Raw genomic sequence first — 17296 nt, forward strand, 5'->3', positions numbered from 1 at the left:
GAAATCTAAAAACCGTCTCGCATACAACCGCCTACAAAGTGGTTGCATGCTACTTTCATATTTCTACTTGATTGTTTCATTGGAGCTAGATTAACCAATGAAACTACCTGCTCTTGTCTTACTCAAAAGACAAGAATTTTTGATTCTTTTTGCCCCGACTTTTTATAGTCGGGATACTACCTATGCAGTTGTCAAAGTTCATCTACCTTGTATGAGAACAAAAAAACCGCTTTTTCAAGCGGAGATTTCTGAGGCACACCGATTGTGCGCATTTAGATGCTCCGCGTCGATATGCAGTTAGCTGGTGTATTCATACTAGGTGTTGCCTATTATAGCCATGCAGAGCACCGTGTCAAGGATTTAGGTCCCAAAAATGCCTCTTTAGTGCAATCAAAAAATGAGACAAAAAACCCTTACAGAATAAAGGTTTTTAAGACCGTCTATAAAAGTCCTGAAAAGTCCCTGGGGAGAACCTGTGGGTAAGATTTCATTCGCCTCACTTTCTTGGAAACACGCATCGTTTTCTGCTGAAAACGCGCTCCCTCTCGAGCTCAGCTCTCCGAGAGTTTTCCAAAAAAGAAGGCTTCACCCCTAAGGTTTGGATACAAAAAAATAATGGAAAAGAGCCCGACGGACAAAGCTTTTAGACTCTTTTCCACGGGCTCTTGCACCCACCTACAGTTTGAGTAGCTTGCGCTCCGCCGGAGACAGTTTGGCGATTGCCACCTGTCTCAGACGAGCAGCCTCTTCTTCATCCTTGAAGAGCTTTACCGGCTCCTGCTGATTCTCACCGACGAGAAAGCCAATGTCCCCCTTGTCGTTGAAGAGAATGAGCACGAGAGCTGTCTTGCGGCCGTCTTCATCGACACTGTAAATCTCCATCATTGGGACGATATGCCATCCCGACAAGTCCTTCCCAACCAGGTCCTTGAGCATGTCTTTCTCCTCATTCGGATAGGTACTGTGTAAAAAACGTGTTCTGCAAAAATACTATTCTTTGTAGATATATAAGCCAACAAAAAGAAAACAGGCCCTTTTGAGGTCTGTTTTCTTTTTGTTCGAAGTGGTTATTACCAGCTTCGGTCGTTGTTGTTGAATTTTCGTGGTGCTCGCTCCGTCATAGGACGTGCAATGTTCACCGTGAGAGGACGTCCTTCGTATTCTTTTTCGTGGAACATTTCAATCGCTTTTTGAGCCTCGTCGGCATTACTCATTTCGACGAATCCAAAGCCCTTTGAACGGCCAGTCATCTTGTCCTTAATAATAGTTACCGAAACAACCGTGCCGGCTTGTCCAAAGTACTGACCAAGTGCTTGATCACTTGTATCGTAACTCAAGTTGCCAACGTACAATTTTGCTCCTTCCATATATACTTTTTCTTTGCTAACTTCCTACACCAAAAGGTATAGGACTTAATAAACTACGCGTCCAGTGTATCAGAATATAGATGAAAAGAAAATAAAATGAAAAAATGTGCATCGTTGTACAAACGAAAAACTGCCCAGAGTGCGGGCAGTTTTACATACGCGAGTGTCGAATACGCGCGGGCGTTCCGACAACGATTGCGTACACGAAAAACAATGTCACGAGCGCGAAGAGCTTGAGAAGCACACCAAACTCTTGCAGGTATTCTTTCATCGATGGACTCCTTTTTTAAAAAAAGAGAATACATTGGTGGGTGTTGCTGAAGCAACACCCACCAACGCCGTCACCTCCGTGTATGGTGTATACTACTCGATAGGATCACCTCCTTTGAAAGGATTTTATGATGTTCGAGAACAAGTCCTAAAGGGGACAATACAAAAATATATTATGCTAGTCAAGCATGAGGAAAGCCCCGAATCCAGAACGGATTCGGGGCCTTGAAACATAACGTACCTCTTTTTTTTGGTACTCACCTGTTTGGGAGTGCCCATTGCGTACCTACAACAGACACTCCCCACTTCAACTGCCGGTATCGATAGCCCAACGGAGGTTGACGTTGGTCAAATGTTTCTCGACGCTCGGACCGAGCGTCGAGACCGCCCTGTCACCGATGAACACGCTGGTGACGTCCTTCACCTGAGTCGCCGGATCCGCACGCGCGGCACCGGCGAAGGCGACGCAGCAAAGCATCACGATCAGAGCCAGCTTCCTCACGTTTTCCCGACCTCCTTTCTGTGTCGTTGTATACACATCGTGGACCAACGCTGGTCCACGAAGAGAAGTGTGTTATGGGTATTAGAAAGACCAACTAACACTACTATAATGATGGATGAAAAAAGTCAAATGCACCAAGTAGAGATACAATACTATTTCACCAACAACCCTTGTAACACTCTCTGGCAAGGAAAGGGCGGTTCCACTCCGTGGAACCGCCCTTGGTAGTGCGTCTCGTCCGCCGTGAAGTGCGGTGGCGTGTGTGTGGAACGAGCCAAGAGTTTCTTGTTCCTCATCTCTCTCCTTGGCGGACCCCTTGTCCGCTGAGTTGACCTTCGCACGATTACGAAAGGTCAAGAGACACATTAGAAAACTGGGGGCATGTACACCTACATTCGATACCACCAAAACAATCTTTTGTGTCAATAATAAAAAGAAAACCGTCACTAAGCGGTTTTCTTTTTAAACTCTAGGCAATCTATTTACTTCGCTGTTCAATGATTGTTTTTGCAACGTTCTCTGGAACCACTTCGTAGTGATCAAATTCCATCGTTGAGTTTCCTCGTCCTTCTGTCATCGAACGGAGCTGTGTGGTGTATCCAAACATTTCTGAAAGTGGCACAAATGCACGCACCACCTTGAGTTGACCGCGGTCTTCCATTCCTTCAATTTGTCCGCGCTTTGATGAAAGATTTCCGGTGATGTCACCCATGAACTGTTCAGGAATAACCACTTCAATTTTCATAATCGGCTCAAGGAGCACTGGGCGAGCTTTTCGTGTTGCCTCTTGCAATGCTTGTGACGCTGCAATCTTGAACGCAATTTCAGATGAGTCCACGTCGTGGTACGAACCATCGTAGAGTTCAACAGACACATTCACCATGCGGTACCCCGCGAGAATACCACGATCCATCGCTTCACGAAGTCCTTTCTGCACAGCAGGAATAAATTCTTGTGGAATAACACCTCCCTTGATACTGTTGATAAATTCGAGTCCTTCGTCTCTCTTTGTGTTCTTTGGCAAATCTTCATCTTTGATAGATGTATCCATCTGCTTCACCTTGATCTTCACGTGACCATACTGTCCCTTACCACCAGTTTGTTTGATGTACTTGTTTTCAACATCTGCTTCACCGAGAATTGTTTCGCGGTATGCCACTTGTGGCTTACCAACGTTTGCATCAACTGAAAATTCACGACGCATACGTTCAACGAGCACTTCAAGGTGCAATTCACCCATGCCGGCGATAATGGTTTCGAGTGTTTCAGGATCTGACGTCACGCGGAATGTTGGGTCTTCGTCTGAAAGTCGCTTGAGTGCCATACCAAGTTTTTCTTGGTCTGCCTTTGTCTTTGGTTCAATACGAAGAGAAATAACTGGTTCAGGAATTTTAATTCGTTCAAGAATAATTGGGTGTGCCTCATCACACAGTGTGTCAGATGTTTTTGTATCCTTGAGACCTACCGCTGCTGCAATTTCTCCCGCAAACACCTTCTTTACTTCTTCTCGATCGTTGGCGTGCAAACGCACAATACGTCCCACACGCTCTTTCGTTTCCTTTGTTGCATTGTACACATACGAGCCGGCTTCAAGAGAACCTGAGTACACACGGAAGAATGTAAGCTGACCAATAAATGGATCCGCCTGCACTTTGAATGCGAGCGCTGCAAATGGTTCCTCATCGGATGCGTGACGAATAATTTCTTCGTTGGTATTTGGGTCAATTCCCTTTGCTGGAGGAATATCAAGTGGTGATGGAAGGTAATCAATAACTGCATCGAGCACGAGTTGCACACCTTTGTTCTTGAGCGCAGAACCTGTGAACACAGGAATAATAAGGTTTGCGATAACCGCCTTGCGCAAAATTGCTTTAAGCTCCGCGTATGACGGCTCCTTCCCTTCCAAGTACATATTCATTGCCGCTTCGTCTTGCTCAACAATTTTTTCAATAAGTGTGTGGCGGTGCTTTTCAGCTTCTGCTTTCAAATGCTCAGGAACATCGTCTTGTCGAATGACACTACCCTTGTCTCCTTCAAAGTAAAATGCACGCATGGTGAGCAAATCAACAACACCTTCATGTTTGTCTTCTTCACCAATTGGAATTTGCATGCGAACTGCGTTCGGTGTGAGTCGATCGAGGATAGATGCGTATGAACGCTCAAATGATGCACCAGTACGATCGAGTTTGTTGATGAAACACATACGAGGCACTTTTCCTTCTTCTGCGTAGCGCCAGTTTGTTTCTGATTGTGGTTCAACTCCTGACACACCATCGAATACCACAACAGCACCGTCGAGCACACGGAGTGATCGTTTCACTTCAATTGTAAAGTCGATGTGTCCTGGGGTATCAATGAGATTGAATCGGTGTTTGAGTTCTGTATTTTTTGCGTCGTATGAAGGTGTCCAAAAACACGTCGTTGCAGCAGCAGTAATCGTAATACCACGCTCACGTTCCTGCTCCATCCAGTCCATGACGGTGTCTCCTTCGTGCACTTCACCAATTTTGTGAGACACTCCTGTATAAAAAAGCACGCGTTCGGAAACAGTTGTCTTTCCCGCGTCAATGTGTGCCACGATACCGAAGTTGCGTACTTTCTCTAGTGGATAGTCTCGTTCCATATAATTAGATACTTGATATTAGATACTGGAAATAAGGATAAAAAACGATATAAAAACGCCCCCACGGGCAAAACCACTATAGCATAAAAGTGTGCTTTAACAACACACACAAAAAGGTCGCGCAGAGGTATCTGCGCGACCGAAAAAAGAACGTCACTCGTTCATCTGCGCTGCCTGTCGGCAGCGCAGAAGCGCCCGACCGGCGATTCTCTTGCAGAGAGCTCGCTTATCCTCGTCTGAAAGATCTCGTGGCGTCCGGTTCCCCTTCTTCGCCTCACTGAGAGACGCCAGGAGAACACGCTCCTTCGTGTTCCCGAAGAGCGTATCAAGAATGTCCTCCATGGCGGGGAGAAGAAGTTGTGCCTCCCGCTTCCGAGAAAGCGTGTCCTTGCGTACACCCGGAAGCAAGGGAGCCATGATGAGATCCGCCGCTCCCCACACCGACATTGCAAACAGGAGCGGAAGCGGATCCACATACGACTTCGGCCACATCTTCTCCGCCATGCCCTCGCGGACAGGCAATGAGATCTGGGAAGCCACTTCCCTCCAGATATGCCAGAGTCTGGACAAAGAACGCTGAATCCGCTCCGGATAGGGCGGACGCTTCAGACACCCAGCACCAGTGGAAAGGAATGCGAGCACCTTGTAGTAGGTGGAGAACGCATCCTCTGGCGACACGTGGACAGCCACGGATACGTCTCCCAGAAAGCGCTCCGTCGCGAAAACCTGCATCGCATTGTCCGCAACGTCGCCTTCACCTTCCTCATGAGGAACATCTAGAAGAAATGTCACTTGCTCACAGAACAGGCGAACCTCATCTGGCGTCCTCATGCTCCCCGGGAGCACCTTACGAAGAGCGTACAGCAGCCCGATTGCCTCGGCTTCCGAAGCAGTGTTCTTCCACCGCTCCTGAAACTGCCCCCACGACGTGATTACCGCTAACTGTCTCGGCATGGATCACTCCTTTCTCGTTGGTCGCCCGCTCAATTAGGGCAACAGATGATCCGTTGCCAATTCTCCGCAAAAGTAAACGGAAGTCAAGAAAACAGAAAGGCCGTGCGGGTACGCCCGCACGGCCAGAACTAAAAGAACCTATTCCTTACGGAACGTACCCACCAATGACACCCTTCCAACGAAATTCGTTGATTTCGCCCCCATTTCCCTCCCTGCTCTGAAAGATGTCCACGGTCACACGATCACCCGCACGGGTAAGCGCACACACATCAACCGCTCCCTCGTTCATAGGCAATGAGTTTCTGATGGCCGTAAACTCCAGAGGGCTTCCCGACAGCATCAAAGGTCTACTGAATTGAATCTTCCCTTTTTCCGGACGTACGATAAGCTTGCATCCAGTAATCTTCATAACAACGACCGACGTTCCATCTGCACCTGCTGCGCCTGCAATTGCCCCAAGTGTCGGCATGCCAACAAACGAACCAATGATGGCACCACCAATCGCATCACCACCGGCGCCAGATGGTGTTACTTTTTCTTCGGCAAGCACCCGCACCTCCTGAACAATTGCGGTAACCGAAGCGTATTGTGTGACCTCCCCGCAATCGGAGTACTGGCCAACAACGGTCATGAGAACAAGCAGTGAACCGCGCACATTCATGTGTGTTTCCCCCTGTGAGTTGTTTGTGTTGGGTTGGGTGAACGATTTTTTCTTAATGCACACTACTCTTTTGAAAACAATCAGTCAACGTACCCAAGGAAAAAACACGCCTTGGGACGTGTCTTTTGCTTGTTTTTGACGGCTTAATTAAAATTCCACTTATTTCTTCTTTGGTCTCGCAAGTGCGAAGTGAGCAAATGCTTTGTTGGCCTCCGCCATCTTGTGCACGTTGTCACGCTTTGCCATAGCACCTCCCTCTCCTTTACTTGCGGCAAGCAATTCTCCTGCGAGTCGTGTTGCAAAATCTGCACCCTTCTTTGCGCGAGCACCTTCAAGGAGCCATCGGAGTGCGAGTGCGAGCTGTCGTTCTGGACGAACTGGATGTGGCACCTGATAGTTGGCACCTCCCACACGTCGTGAGCGAACTTCCATTGTTGGTGCAACACTCTGAATGGTCTGTTCCAAAAATGCAGCAGGATCTTCGACGTTGTTCTTTGTCTTTAAAATATCGAGGGCATCGTACACCAATTTTTGTGCAACGCTCTTTTTACCGTGCTTAATCACATGCGCAATAAGCTTACTTACCGTAACTGAGTGGTAGACTCGGTCTGGAAGCATTGGGTGTTTTTCTCGTTCTTTAAGTTTACGACGCATAATGATGAGTTAAAATTCAAAGTTCAAAATTTAAAATCTAAAAAATGTTTGATGTTTATAATTTAAAGTTCTTTGAGCTTTGTGCTTTAGATTTTGTGCTTACTTCGCTGCCTTTGGACGCTTCGCCCCGTAATGACTTCGTCCCTTTCTTCGTTTGTCTACTCCTTCAGCATCAAATGTTCCACGAACGATTGTGTAACGAACTCCAATGTCTTTTACACGACCGCCGCGCAAAAGTACCACTGAGTGTTCCTGCAACTTGTGTCCCATTCCTGGAATGTACGCCGTAACTTCTTGACCGTTCGTCAATCGTACACGAGCAATTTTTCGGATAGCTGAGTTTGGCTTCTTTGGAGTTGTTGTCTTCACCTGCGTACACACACCACGCTTAAATGGAGATGGGTATCGTGAAGGTCGGTTTTCGAGTGTGTTAAAACCACGACCAAGGGCGGTCGTCTTTGTTTTGCGAGCTGACTTCTTTCGATTTTTTCGAATAAGCTGGTTGATTGTCGACATGATTGATTTTTTTAGCGAACGAAGTGAGTTTTAAAAATCGTCACCCAGCACTTAGTGCTGAGAACCGTTTTTCTTCATCCGCTATGGGCTTCTACCCGACTTACCAACACGCGTAGGTATCTGATAACTAAGTGCTGGGTCTAAGAGTTGTACGTCGCCCTGCGACAACAACTCTAAGAAAAATCCGCAAACGCGGCTTTCAAGAGAATACTATAGAAAAGCCTCTCGTGCAAGTTCCCAATTTGTCCCTGCGTAGCAGGGTCGAATCGCAATCCCCATCGAGCCCTTACCTGACTTAAAAGGAAATACCAGTAATGAGGGTAAAAAGGACGCTTACAAGAGGGGCAATAAACTTCCACCCAACAAGAACAACAATAAAGACAAAGATAAAACCATATCTATCCATACTTTGCAGACGTGCGGCATACCGTAAAGGAAGCGCCGCCATCAAGACCTTCGAGCCATCGAGTGGTGGAACAGGAATAAGGTTAAATACCATAAGGGCAATATTTGTCACTACAATAAGAACGGCAATAGAAAGAACCCCTTCAGGAAGCACGCCTCCTGCGAAGCGAATAAGGAAACCGAAAATAAGTGCCAAAAGAAGATTGGTACCGGGACCAGCAAGCGCAACGTACGCCTCGCTCCACTTCCCCGGGCGTAAATTGTATGGATTGTACGGCACTGGTTTTGCCCATCCAAAAATAAATCCCCCTGACAACCATGTAATGGCCGGAACAATAATGGAACCTATCATGTCCAAGTGAGAAATTGGGTTGAGTGTCAGACGTCCAGCAAGTCGAGCCGTTGGATCACCCAGCGCGTTTGCAGCATAGCCGTGCGCAACCTCGTGTAAGACGACGGAAAGCATAACAATGGCAATGACAATGGCGGTTGTTGCGATATCGGGCATGATGAGGAAAGCACAAAGCTCAAAGTACAAAATCCAAAAAATTATTTAGAAGATTTTATTTTGGCTTCAGTGTTCCACATGATAGTACTAAATATTCGGGCAAGTTCCAATGACTCACCGTACAAACGTTTACGAACACGTTCGATTTCTTCGGTGTGTACCGAAATAAGACTAAGCCAATAAGCACTTTCTCGCGCTTCTTTACGGCAAATTCGTATGCGATGCACAAAATCCCTGCGACTTAAACACTCATTTGCCTCAATATAATTAGCCCCCACTGATCCCGACGACCTAATGAGTTGTTTACAATCCTCAATAGTGGCCTGGGTTTTCTGAAGAATGGACGTAAAATGTCGGACATTCATTGCAAATGTCCTGCTCCGTTCTTCTAAATCAAATATTTTCCTTTCTTGTTGATCTTCATTTGTCATTTTTTGAGCTTTGTGCTTTTGATTTTGAGCTTTGACTAGCATATTTTACTGTGCTAGTATCAAGTTTCGATAAAGTTATATATATGACCAAAGAATGCGTTATAACAGGAGCAACAACACTCACCGCTGGTCGCTACAGTAATAGAACGCGCGCGACGCAGTTTAACCCTGGCGTAAAACGAGGTAAGAAGCGCCGAAAGGCCAACTTACAGAAGCGCAAGCTTTTTATTCCTGAACTCGGAAAAAGCGTTCATGTTGTTGTCTCAAACCGCGGCATGAAAACAATTCGTAAGAATGGCGCATATTCAGCCCTCAAGAAAGTCGGCGCTCTCAAATAGATTCAATACTAAAAACCCTCGGCACAATGCCGAGGGTTTTTAGTTACTACATATCCCCACCCTCCAGCAGAGCACGCTATTTTCTACTTCTTTAGTGTTTGATTTTTCTCCTCCCACATTCCAGATACCACATACTATGCAGCTATCTTCCTTTCATCAATTCAGCCAAAAGTTGTTTCAGGAGTTCAATAAGTTGTGTTTGGAGTTGAATGAGAAACACATTAGTATTAGTGGCTATTCGTGCTCGCCCAGATGCACCACCTCCAGTAATCGCTTCCTCAACAGCCACTTCGTTCGGAGTTATATCAACCACAAAAATATCTTCGACTTCATTCGTATCGCCAGCAACAAGATCTGTTGCAAACGACGTAAATGAAATGACATTTCCATCATCAGAAATAAAAGGATTCGCCGAATACTCTGAAACTTCATTCCCTGCATCATTTACATTAATAAGCGTTGTTGTGTTTTGTGTACGATCACGAAGGAACACATCCGTCCGCTCACTATCAGTGTCATCTGGAGTGAGCACCCCCCTTGAATCAAACACCACGTACCGTCCATCTGTTGATATTGAAAAACATGAAGCCACCTCTTCCTCACAAGGTTGAGCCAACGATTCTTCTCCTGCAGTAGAAACGCTCACTCGTTCAATCGTATCAAGTGTTCTATCATACACAAAAAGATCTCCTTGAGCATTTGTATCACCCGCAACAAGATTTGTTGCGTTGGATACAAAGACGGCATACCGACCCGTTGATGAAATAATCCCTTCGTATGAATCCTCATCTGCTTCTAACCCCGCCTCATCTACACTCACTCGTTCAATAGTATTGAGTGTGCGATCGTAGACAAATACATCCATGGAACTGTTTGTATCCCCTTCAATGAGATTTGTTGCACTCGAAGAAAACAGCACGTATCGACCATCGTCAGATATATCAGATGCTCCAGCATTCGAATCCCCTTCGACACCACCACTTGTTTTATCAATAAGCTCAAGAGTCTCAGCATCTCTATCGTACAAAAAAACATGATTGTATCCCCGGGTTGTTTCCGCCGTCAAAAGCCCACTTGTTTGAAATAAAACATACTGTCCGTTCCCAGAAATGGTGCCCCCTACTACATGTTCACTATTTTCTGCACCTTCGCTACTCAAACTCACTCGTTCGATAACATCTGCGTTACGATCGTACACAAACATATCATCCTTACTATTTGTATCACCGACAACAAAGTTACTTGCCCCAGAATAAAAAGCAACATATCGACCATCTGAAGAAATGGATGGATTTTTTGAAGCTCCATTGCCTTCGGCACCCTCATCATCCACACTCACACGCTCAATAGTGTCGAGCGTGCGGTCATACACAAACACGTCTGTTACGCCATTTGTATCGTCGGCAACAAGATTTGTTGCATCTGACTCAAACGCAACATATCGGCCATCTGAAGAAACGACAGACATTATCGAACGAGCGTCCCCTTCACTCCCCGAAGGCGTGTCCGACGCACGACTGATAAGCTCAATTGTTTCAAGCGTACGATCGTACACAAATCTATCAGCAAATCCATTAGTATCCCCAGTGACAAGATTTGTTGCTGAAGAATTAAACGCAACATATCGCCCATCATCTGAAATAGTTGGATACTCAGACGCACCAGTACCCTCAACTGACGCGGCACTCACACTAACACGTTCCGTGACTCCAGATAATTGATCGTGCACAAAGATATCCGCAACAGCATTTGTATCACCCGCCACCAAATTACTTGCTTCAGAATCAAACACCACATACCGTCCATCATCTGAAATAGAGGCATTACTTGAATGACTATCCCCCTCCACACTCTCACTATCAACACTCATCCGCTCAACCGTATCAAGCGTGCGGTCATACACGAACACATCAGTCGCTCCATTTGTATCACCAGCGACAAGATTTGTTGCCTCCGAGTCAAACGCAACATATCGCCCATCACCAGAAATAGCAGGGTCTCGTGATGAGCCATCACTTTCCAGACCATCACTATCCACACTCACACGCTCGATGATATCGAAGGTTCTGTCATAGACAAAAATATCATCCGCAACACCTGTATCCCCACCAACAAGATTTGTTGCCCCTGAATCAAATGCGACATAGCGACCGTCTGAAGAAATGGATGGTTCGTTTGATGCAAAATTTCCTTCAACACCCTCACTATCCACACTCACGCGCTCAATAGTATCGAGCGTGCGGTCATACACAAACACGTCTGTTACGCCATTTGTATCGTCGGCAACAAGATTTGCCCCACCAGAATTGAATGCAACGTATTGCCCGTCATCTGAAATAGAAGCATCCCGAGAAGAACCATCACTTTCATTTCCAAGAGCATCAATACTTACCCGCTCAATCGTATCAAGTGCTCTGTCATACACAAAAATATCTTGTACCAAATTTGTATCACCAGCAACGAGATTTGTTGCATCCGATTGAAATGCCACATATCTACCATCTGAAGAAATAAACGGCTTGTCAGATGCGTCATCACCTTGAGTACCGTCAGTAGCAACACTCACTCGTTCAATAGCATTGAGCATGCGGTCATACACGAACACATCAGTCGCTCCATTTGTATCGCCAGCGACAAGATTTGTTGCATCTGACTCAAATGCAACATATCGGCCATCAGATGAAATCGAGAAATGCGCTCTGTTTACAGAAGATGCATTACCTTCCGCCCCCAAAACGGTGAATGTTGATGTCGGCACACTCACATGCTCAACGGTTCGTGCGTATACACACAGCGGTACTACAAACGATATAAGTACTGTTGTAATTATTTTTTGTATCATATGAATGTTTTTGCCATGCCACCTATTTTGAAGCGACAGTAAATAAATAAAAAACATAACACCTACATGTATCATACCTATCGCTTCAGTATATCAGGTTTTTATTTTTTCATGGTTTTACTCACCCACATACAAAAACACTCGGCACAGAGCTGGGTGTTTTTATTTACTACACACCTCACCCCTAACAGGCCGCTACTTTCTATTTTTAATAGTTGTGCCATCACTCTCAAACATAATCGTACCAAGATCGTACGTGGCGAACGTTTGGATACTTGAGGAAGCGAACAAATCCATCACCTCTTTGTGTGGATGATTGTACTGATTGTTCTTTCCTGCTGAAATAATGGCATACATTGGTGAGACCACCCGGACAAATTCTGGCGCACTCGAAGTACGCGAACCATGGTGTCCTGCTTTCAAAATGTTGCTTTTGAGCGTTGCTCCATCAAGTGACACAACATATTTTTCAACACCCTGAGGCGCATCCCCTGTCAACATCACCGTAGTACTTCCGTACACAACCTGCAACACAACAGATGCATTATTATCATTTTTTACACCGTTCATGTCGCGATCCGGATACAAAATGCGCACATATGCACCATCTTGAAAATTAACAGTTTGCCCACGACGCGCTTCAATATACGTTCCACCCTTTTGTACTTCTTGCTCAACAAGTTGTGTGTAGTATCCGTACGTTCCACTGTCCGACTTCACACCAGGATCCATAACGTACGATACATCATACCGTCGCAACACTTCAGGCAGTCCCCCGATGTGATCTTTATCTGGGTGTGTATTGAGGACCACATCTATACTTCTATCAAAAAACGGCATCACGTCTGAAAGTTTTTGTATGACACGTTTGTCAGGACCTCCATCAACGAGCATTTGTTTTCCTGATGGACTAACAATCAATATAGAGTCTCCCTGTCCCACATCTAAAAATGCAACAGTTAAAACACTCTCGCGTTCAAATTGACGCGCAACATACCAAATACTTCCCGCTATAAACACGAGAAGTCCAAGTGCAAACATATACAGTTTCCATGAACGCATGTAGGTAGTATATACGCGTCTTGATGAATTTTAGTTAAAACAGCGTTACACTGTTTTTATGAACAATTTTTTTGGAATAAAAACTGAACTTCTCAATCTCATAACTGGACTTCTTCTTGTCGTAAGTGGAGTTTTAAATCTCTTTCAAACAAATTTCGAAATGGGAATAAACTGGATTGTCTTCGGTGCAATGTATCTCATCATGGACGACTACATGCAAAATAAAAACACAGAAACATTTTTAGAAAAAATGACGGATGCTGGTCGTATTATTTTCAGTTGGGTTGGATTATTGTGCTCCCTCTTTTTAATTGCATACTACATTACACTTTTTTGGTAAAAGAAAAACGCGGCTTCCATCTTCCCCGAAGGGTTGATGTCAGCCGCGCTGGGCGTCTCGTTGCATTCGTCTCAGAGCTGGGCAAACTTCTCCGTCAGATCGTTGACGAACTGGTGGAACTCGGGCTTCTTCTGGATGTCGGCTTCCCACGCAATCCCCATGTCCACCAAGTTGAACGTCTCCTTGATGTAGGCACCGGGAACGATGTCGCCGGTCGTTGGATTGCGATCACGACCCATCAGCCAAATCGTGTCCGCGATCTTCGCTGCTGCCGTGATGTCGTGCGACACGACGATGGTGGTGTTGAGCTCATTCATGGAGGAAACCTCCATGATGAGATCACAGACACGGTTCTTCACGAGAGGGTCGAGTCCCGAGAACGGCTCGTCCATCAGAAGAAAGTGTTCTGAACACATCAACTGTTGAGCGATGGCAACACGCTGGCGCTGGCCGCCAGAAAGCTGCTTGGGGTACTTCCCCGAGTGCTCGGTGAGACCGAACTTCTCGAGCAGACCTTTGGCTTTCACCAGGGACTGCTGGTCGTTAAGGCCAGCTTGTTTCCCCGCCACAACAAGGTTGCCGAGCACTGTCCGGTGCATCAGAACACGGTAGTCCTGAGACACCACACCAACTTGTCCCGCCGAAACGGGAATGCCGGTTCCGTTGAGAACGACCTGTCCTACAGTTGGATGGAGAAGGCCCGCCATGATGCGGAAGAGTGTCGTCTTGCCGACGCCCGAGGGGCCGAGAAGTGCGACAACCTGCCCGCGAACGAAACCTTCCTGCTTGATGTTGTAGACAGCCGTCGTCACGTCGCGGAGAATCGGAACATCCATCCCTTCTGGGGTGAAGCCGACACCGTCGATGTGAAGAAGGATCTCGCCGAACGTGTAGGTGGGAATCATGGCTACCTCTTCTCCAGTCCCAATTGGGACCACGGGCAGACCGCGCGTTTGAACATCACCTGCACCTGATCGAACAACAATCCGATACAGAGGATGGAAAACTGGATTGCGTAGATCTCAGGCAACTTGAGGAACTTGCTCTGTGTAAGCAGCAATGCCCCGACGCCACCCTCCGATCGCACCAGTCCTTCCACTACCGTCAACATCATCCACGCGATTGCCGCGTTCTGCCGTATGGCCTCGAGCACCAAGTCGGCCTTGCCGAGCACGATGACTTCGAAGACTGTTCGCCACGGTCCCATGCGGAGTGTCCGCGCATGGTCGAGCTCGTCTTTCGTCACTGAATCGACGATTGACAGAATGCTCGGAACCATGAAAACAGACAAACCAAACACGAGAACCGTGAGCTTGAGCAGGTGTCCACCCCCCGTGAGAAGGGTGAAGATGAAGTTGAGTCCGACGAGCCCGAGGAAGCGCATCTTGGAGACGAGCTGTCCAGCAGGCTTGAAGAATTGCAGGACACGAAGGTAGCCGAGCCCGAGTGAGAATGTGGTTGCGATGAGAATCGCTTCCACACAGGTCACGAAGCTGGCCTTCATCGCCTGACCCAAACCGTAGCTGATCCATAGGTGCCCAAAGGCACCGATGACCTCCATCGGCTTGGGAATGACCTTCATGGGCCAGGCGATCCAGATTCCGAGAGCCACCAGTACCTGGAACGCTACCATGATGGCAGCGTCCTTCCTGGGCACTGTGGCGTGCGGCGTGAACAGCCGCGCGAGTGCGGTTTTCATCTGTCGTACTCTCCTTTCTGATTGCTGTGTGCTGAGCGCGGAATGCGCTAATTCTGTTTCTGTAATGCAACGAGTTATCAAGGAACACGCGAGAACGCGTGCAGAATCTGTCTGAGATTAGGCACCTTCTCAAAGCTCTCGCACAATACAAGAGCTCTGAAAGATGCCCGTGCACCGGAGGGTTTGAACCCATACGATGCACGAGCGACGGTATTACAATGGAACGGTGTTACTTACCCGATGACGGGGCTCAGTTCGTCGAACCGAGCACAATCTCCACACGACGGTTCTGTGCCTTGCCTTCGGACGTCGTGTTGGACGCCTTGGGCTCGGTCTCGCCGAACGCACGGATGCGAATTCGGCCGTTCGGGAAGTTGGCAGGAGCTTCGTGCTCCAACCACTCCTTGACGGCGAATGCACGCTGCTCGGAGAGCAGCATGTTACTCTCGTCGTCTCCATCGGAGTCGGTGTGTCCGTGAACCTCCACGGCTAGCGCTTCGGCGATGACGAGATCCTTCAGCAACTGCTGAAGCTTCGCGAGTGCATCTGGCGTGAACTGGGCCGAGCCACTCACGAAGTTGATCTGCCATGCTTTGCGCGACACCTCGTCACGAATGCGGGTGGATGACGTGAATGTCGGCGCATCGGCCGTCGTTGTGACACCCACCCGATCCCGAAGCTCTTCGATGAACCGGGTGTTGATCACCTGATCCACAGGAGTGTACATCGGGAAATCCTTCGGGTACTGCTGCGAAAGCAGCGAACCGAAGTTCTCATACACCAGCTTGGCGGTCTTCGCCGAACCAGGGGTCAGGCCGAACAAGCGCAGGTTGTCGGCGAGGTTGTTGGCGTAACTTCCGCCAAGTTCGACCTCGATTCCCTTCTTGTCGCGCTCGCGCACGACGGTGTAGTACTTCTTCCAGTAGGCCGCCGTCTCCTCGCGGTAGACGTCGGCGCTCACCTTTGCAGCGAAGTCCAGAGCGGCGGGACTGAACTTGATGTTGTCTCCACCTTCCAGCGCCGCACGCAGGAAGTTCACGACGAGCTCAGGGTGAGCCGTGTCGAACTTCTTGATGCCGATGATTGCGTTGGGCATCTGGCTGCTGTACTCCTTGGTAGAAGCCAGCGAAACCAAGCCACCCTTCTTCTGTGCAACCATCACATCGCCCGGCGTCCACGTTGCAACACCGTTGACGCAGACGTGCTTAGCGTCACCCGTACGCCGACCGTTCTTCACGACCGGACGGTCTTCGCAGTAGCCGGTGATGTACTTCTCCGCGGCATCCATGTAACTGGCGGCCCGGACCCAGTTGACTGCGTCCGGATCGTACGTCGTTTCGTCGCGATTGTTGATGACGCCGTTGTCCCCCTGGAACTTCAAGCAGACGTTCCAGTCACCGTCAGTGATGACACCAGCGAAAAGCGCGCCACGCATGGCTTGCGGATTGTGCTTCCATTCCGGCAGACCCATGCACTTGTCCTCGCCGCGGCTGTAGCCGAGCGAGCCCACATATTCCACCGTGTACTCCGAGCCGAGCCGGCCGAGCGTATTGTTGACCGTCGTAACGAACGCGGGAGCACCGTCCCACATGATGGACACATGAGTTGCGCCACCGCTACATTCCGAGCCGCCCGACGAAGACATCTCCGTCGCACAGGTGACGAGGTCGGCTTGCATCTGGCTCACGTCGTCCTGGCGGTACCAGTAGACGTTGCTTCCGTACTTCGCCATGAGCGAACCGTCCATGGGGACGTTCCCGCCCATCGCGTACCAAAGACCCATCTGCGAACTCCACGCCCATCCGGCGATCCGCATCTGCGGGCCGGACATACGGGCGGGGGTGTTGCTCGGCGCCGACGAGGGGACGAATCCCTGCGTCGCCGACGAACTGGCGGTGCTCAGCGTCGGAAGATCGACCTGCTTGGGCAGGATCGACTTCATGATATTGCTGCCGGGGATGAGCCCGAAGTAATCGAGCCCCAGGTAGCCGACGAAGAACGCGGCGATGATGATGCCGAGCTTGGGAAGCGGGCCCAGACGGGCCCAGAAACTGCGCTGATCGTTTCCGTTCATTGTATCCTCTTTTCTGGTCTCTGTTTCTGTTGGTTCACTGCCACCCGATC

Annotated in this window: 16 protein-coding genes; 2 read left to right on the forward strand and 14 right to left on the reverse strand. The window is 48.2% G+C overall.

All coding sequences use genetic code 11. From position 1 onward, the window contains the following. Positions 1-675 precede the first annotated feature (675 nt). From IPJ70_02480 to IPJ70_02520, 9 genes are all read right to left on the reverse strand, one after another. Positions 676-936, reverse strand: coding sequence for a hypothetical protein (locus IPJ70_02480; protein ID QQR82128.1), 261 nt, complete (start codon positions 934-936; stop codon positions 676-678). Between the two features lie 134 nt (positions 937-1070). Then, a complete protein-coding gene (locus IPJ70_02485; protein QQR82129.1) occupies positions 1071-1367 on the reverse strand; it encodes an RNA-binding protein in 297 nt (98 codons plus the stop codon). Positions 1368-2617: 1250 nt separating this feature from the next. Then, positions 2618-4762: an elongation factor G gene (gene fusA / locus IPJ70_02490; GenBank protein QQR82130.1), complete on the reverse strand. Its 2145-nt coding sequence runs from the start codon at positions 4760-4762 to the stop codon at positions 2618-2620. A 153-nt stretch (positions 4763-4915) separates the two neighbouring features. After that, on the reverse strand, positions 4916-5716 hold the full coding sequence (locus IPJ70_02495) for a hypothetical protein (GenBank protein ID QQR82131.1): 801 nt from the start codon (positions 5714-5716) through the stop codon (positions 4916-4918). Between the two features lie 145 nt (positions 5717-5861). Further along, the gene (locus IPJ70_02500) at positions 5862-6377 is read right to left on the reverse strand and encodes a hypothetical protein (GenBank protein ID QQR82132.1); all 516 of its coding nucleotides are present in this window, start codon (positions 6375-6377) and stop codon (positions 5862-5864) included. Positions 6378-6536: 159 nt separating this feature from the next. Further along, a complete protein-coding gene (rpsG, locus tag IPJ70_02505; GenBank protein ID QQR82133.1) occupies positions 6537-7031 on the reverse strand; it encodes a 30S ribosomal protein S7 in 495 nt (164 codons plus the stop codon). Between the two features lie 99 nt (positions 7032-7130). Then, positions 7131-7547 (reverse strand): 30S ribosomal protein S12, encoded by a 417-nt coding sequence (rpsL, locus tag IPJ70_02510; protein QQR82134.1) that lies wholly within the window; start codon positions 7545-7547, stop codon positions 7131-7133. Between the two features lie 295 nt (positions 7548-7842). Further along, positions 7843-8460 (reverse strand): site-2 protease family protein, encoded by a 618-nt coding sequence (locus IPJ70_02515; GenBank protein ID QQR82135.1) that lies wholly within the window; start codon positions 8458-8460, stop codon positions 7843-7845. Positions 8461-8501: 41 nt separating this feature from the next. After that, positions 8502-8891 (reverse strand): four helix bundle protein, encoded by a 390-nt coding sequence (locus IPJ70_02520; GenBank protein QQR82920.1) that lies wholly within the window; start codon positions 8889-8891, stop codon positions 8502-8504. Positions 8892-8974: 83 nt separating this feature from the next. On the opposite strand from IPJ70_02520, the gene IPJ70_02525 reads away from it, so the two are divergent. Further along, positions 8975-9229 carry a 50S ribosomal protein L28 gene (locus IPJ70_02525; protein QQR82136.1) on the forward strand — a complete coding sequence of 85 codons (255 nt, stop codon included), beginning with the start codon at positions 8975-8977 and terminating at the stop codon, positions 9227-9229. A 142-nt stretch (positions 9230-9371) separates the two neighbouring features. Here IPJ70_02525 and IPJ70_02530 read toward each other — a convergent pair whose 3' ends face one another. Both IPJ70_02530 and IPJ70_02535 read right to left on the reverse strand, forming a co-directional pair. Then, entirely contained in the window at positions 9372-12071 is a 2700-nt protein-coding gene (locus IPJ70_02530) for a PD40 domain-containing protein (GenBank protein ID QQR82137.1), read from the reverse strand. Between the two features lie 195 nt (positions 12072-12266). Then, the gene (locus tag IPJ70_02535) at positions 12267-13133 is read right to left on the reverse strand and encodes an MBL fold metallo-hydrolase (protein QQR82138.1); all 867 of its coding nucleotides are present in this window, start codon (positions 13131-13133) and stop codon (positions 12267-12269) included. Positions 13134-13191: 58 nt separating this feature from the next. On the opposite strand from IPJ70_02535, the gene IPJ70_02540 reads away from it, so the two are divergent. Beyond that, positions 13192-13473, forward strand: a complete 282-nt coding sequence (locus IPJ70_02540) for a hypothetical protein (GenBank protein QQR82139.1) — start codon at positions 13192-13194, stop codon at positions 13471-13473. Between the two features lie 71 nt (positions 13474-13544). Here IPJ70_02540 and IPJ70_02545 read toward each other — a convergent pair whose 3' ends face one another. The 3 genes from IPJ70_02545 to IPJ70_02555 all read right to left on the reverse strand — a co-directional run bounded on the left by IPJ70_02545 (position 13545) and on the right by IPJ70_02555 (position 17246). Next, the gene (locus IPJ70_02545; GenBank protein QQR82140.1) at positions 13545-14378 is read right to left on the reverse strand and encodes an ATP-binding cassette domain-containing protein; all 834 of its coding nucleotides are present in this window, start codon (positions 14376-14378) and stop codon (positions 13545-13547) included. Between the two features lie 2 nt (positions 14379-14380). Continuing rightward, positions 14381-15172 (reverse strand): nitrate ABC transporter permease, encoded by a 792-nt coding sequence (locus IPJ70_02550; GenBank protein ID QQR82141.1) that lies wholly within the window; start codon positions 15170-15172, stop codon positions 14381-14383. A gap of 250 nt (positions 15173-15422) precedes the next feature. Continuing rightward, the gene (locus IPJ70_02555; GenBank protein ID QQR82142.1) at positions 15423-17246 is read right to left on the reverse strand and encodes an OmpA family protein; all 1824 of its coding nucleotides are present in this window, start codon (positions 17244-17246) and stop codon (positions 15423-15425) included. Positions 17247-17296 lie beyond the last annotated feature (50 nt).

This window comes from Candidatus Campbellbacteria bacterium (assembly GCA_016699465.1).
Classification (GTDB): domain Bacteria; phylum Patescibacteriota; class Minisyncoccia; order Phycocordibacterales; family EsbW-18; genus EsbW-18.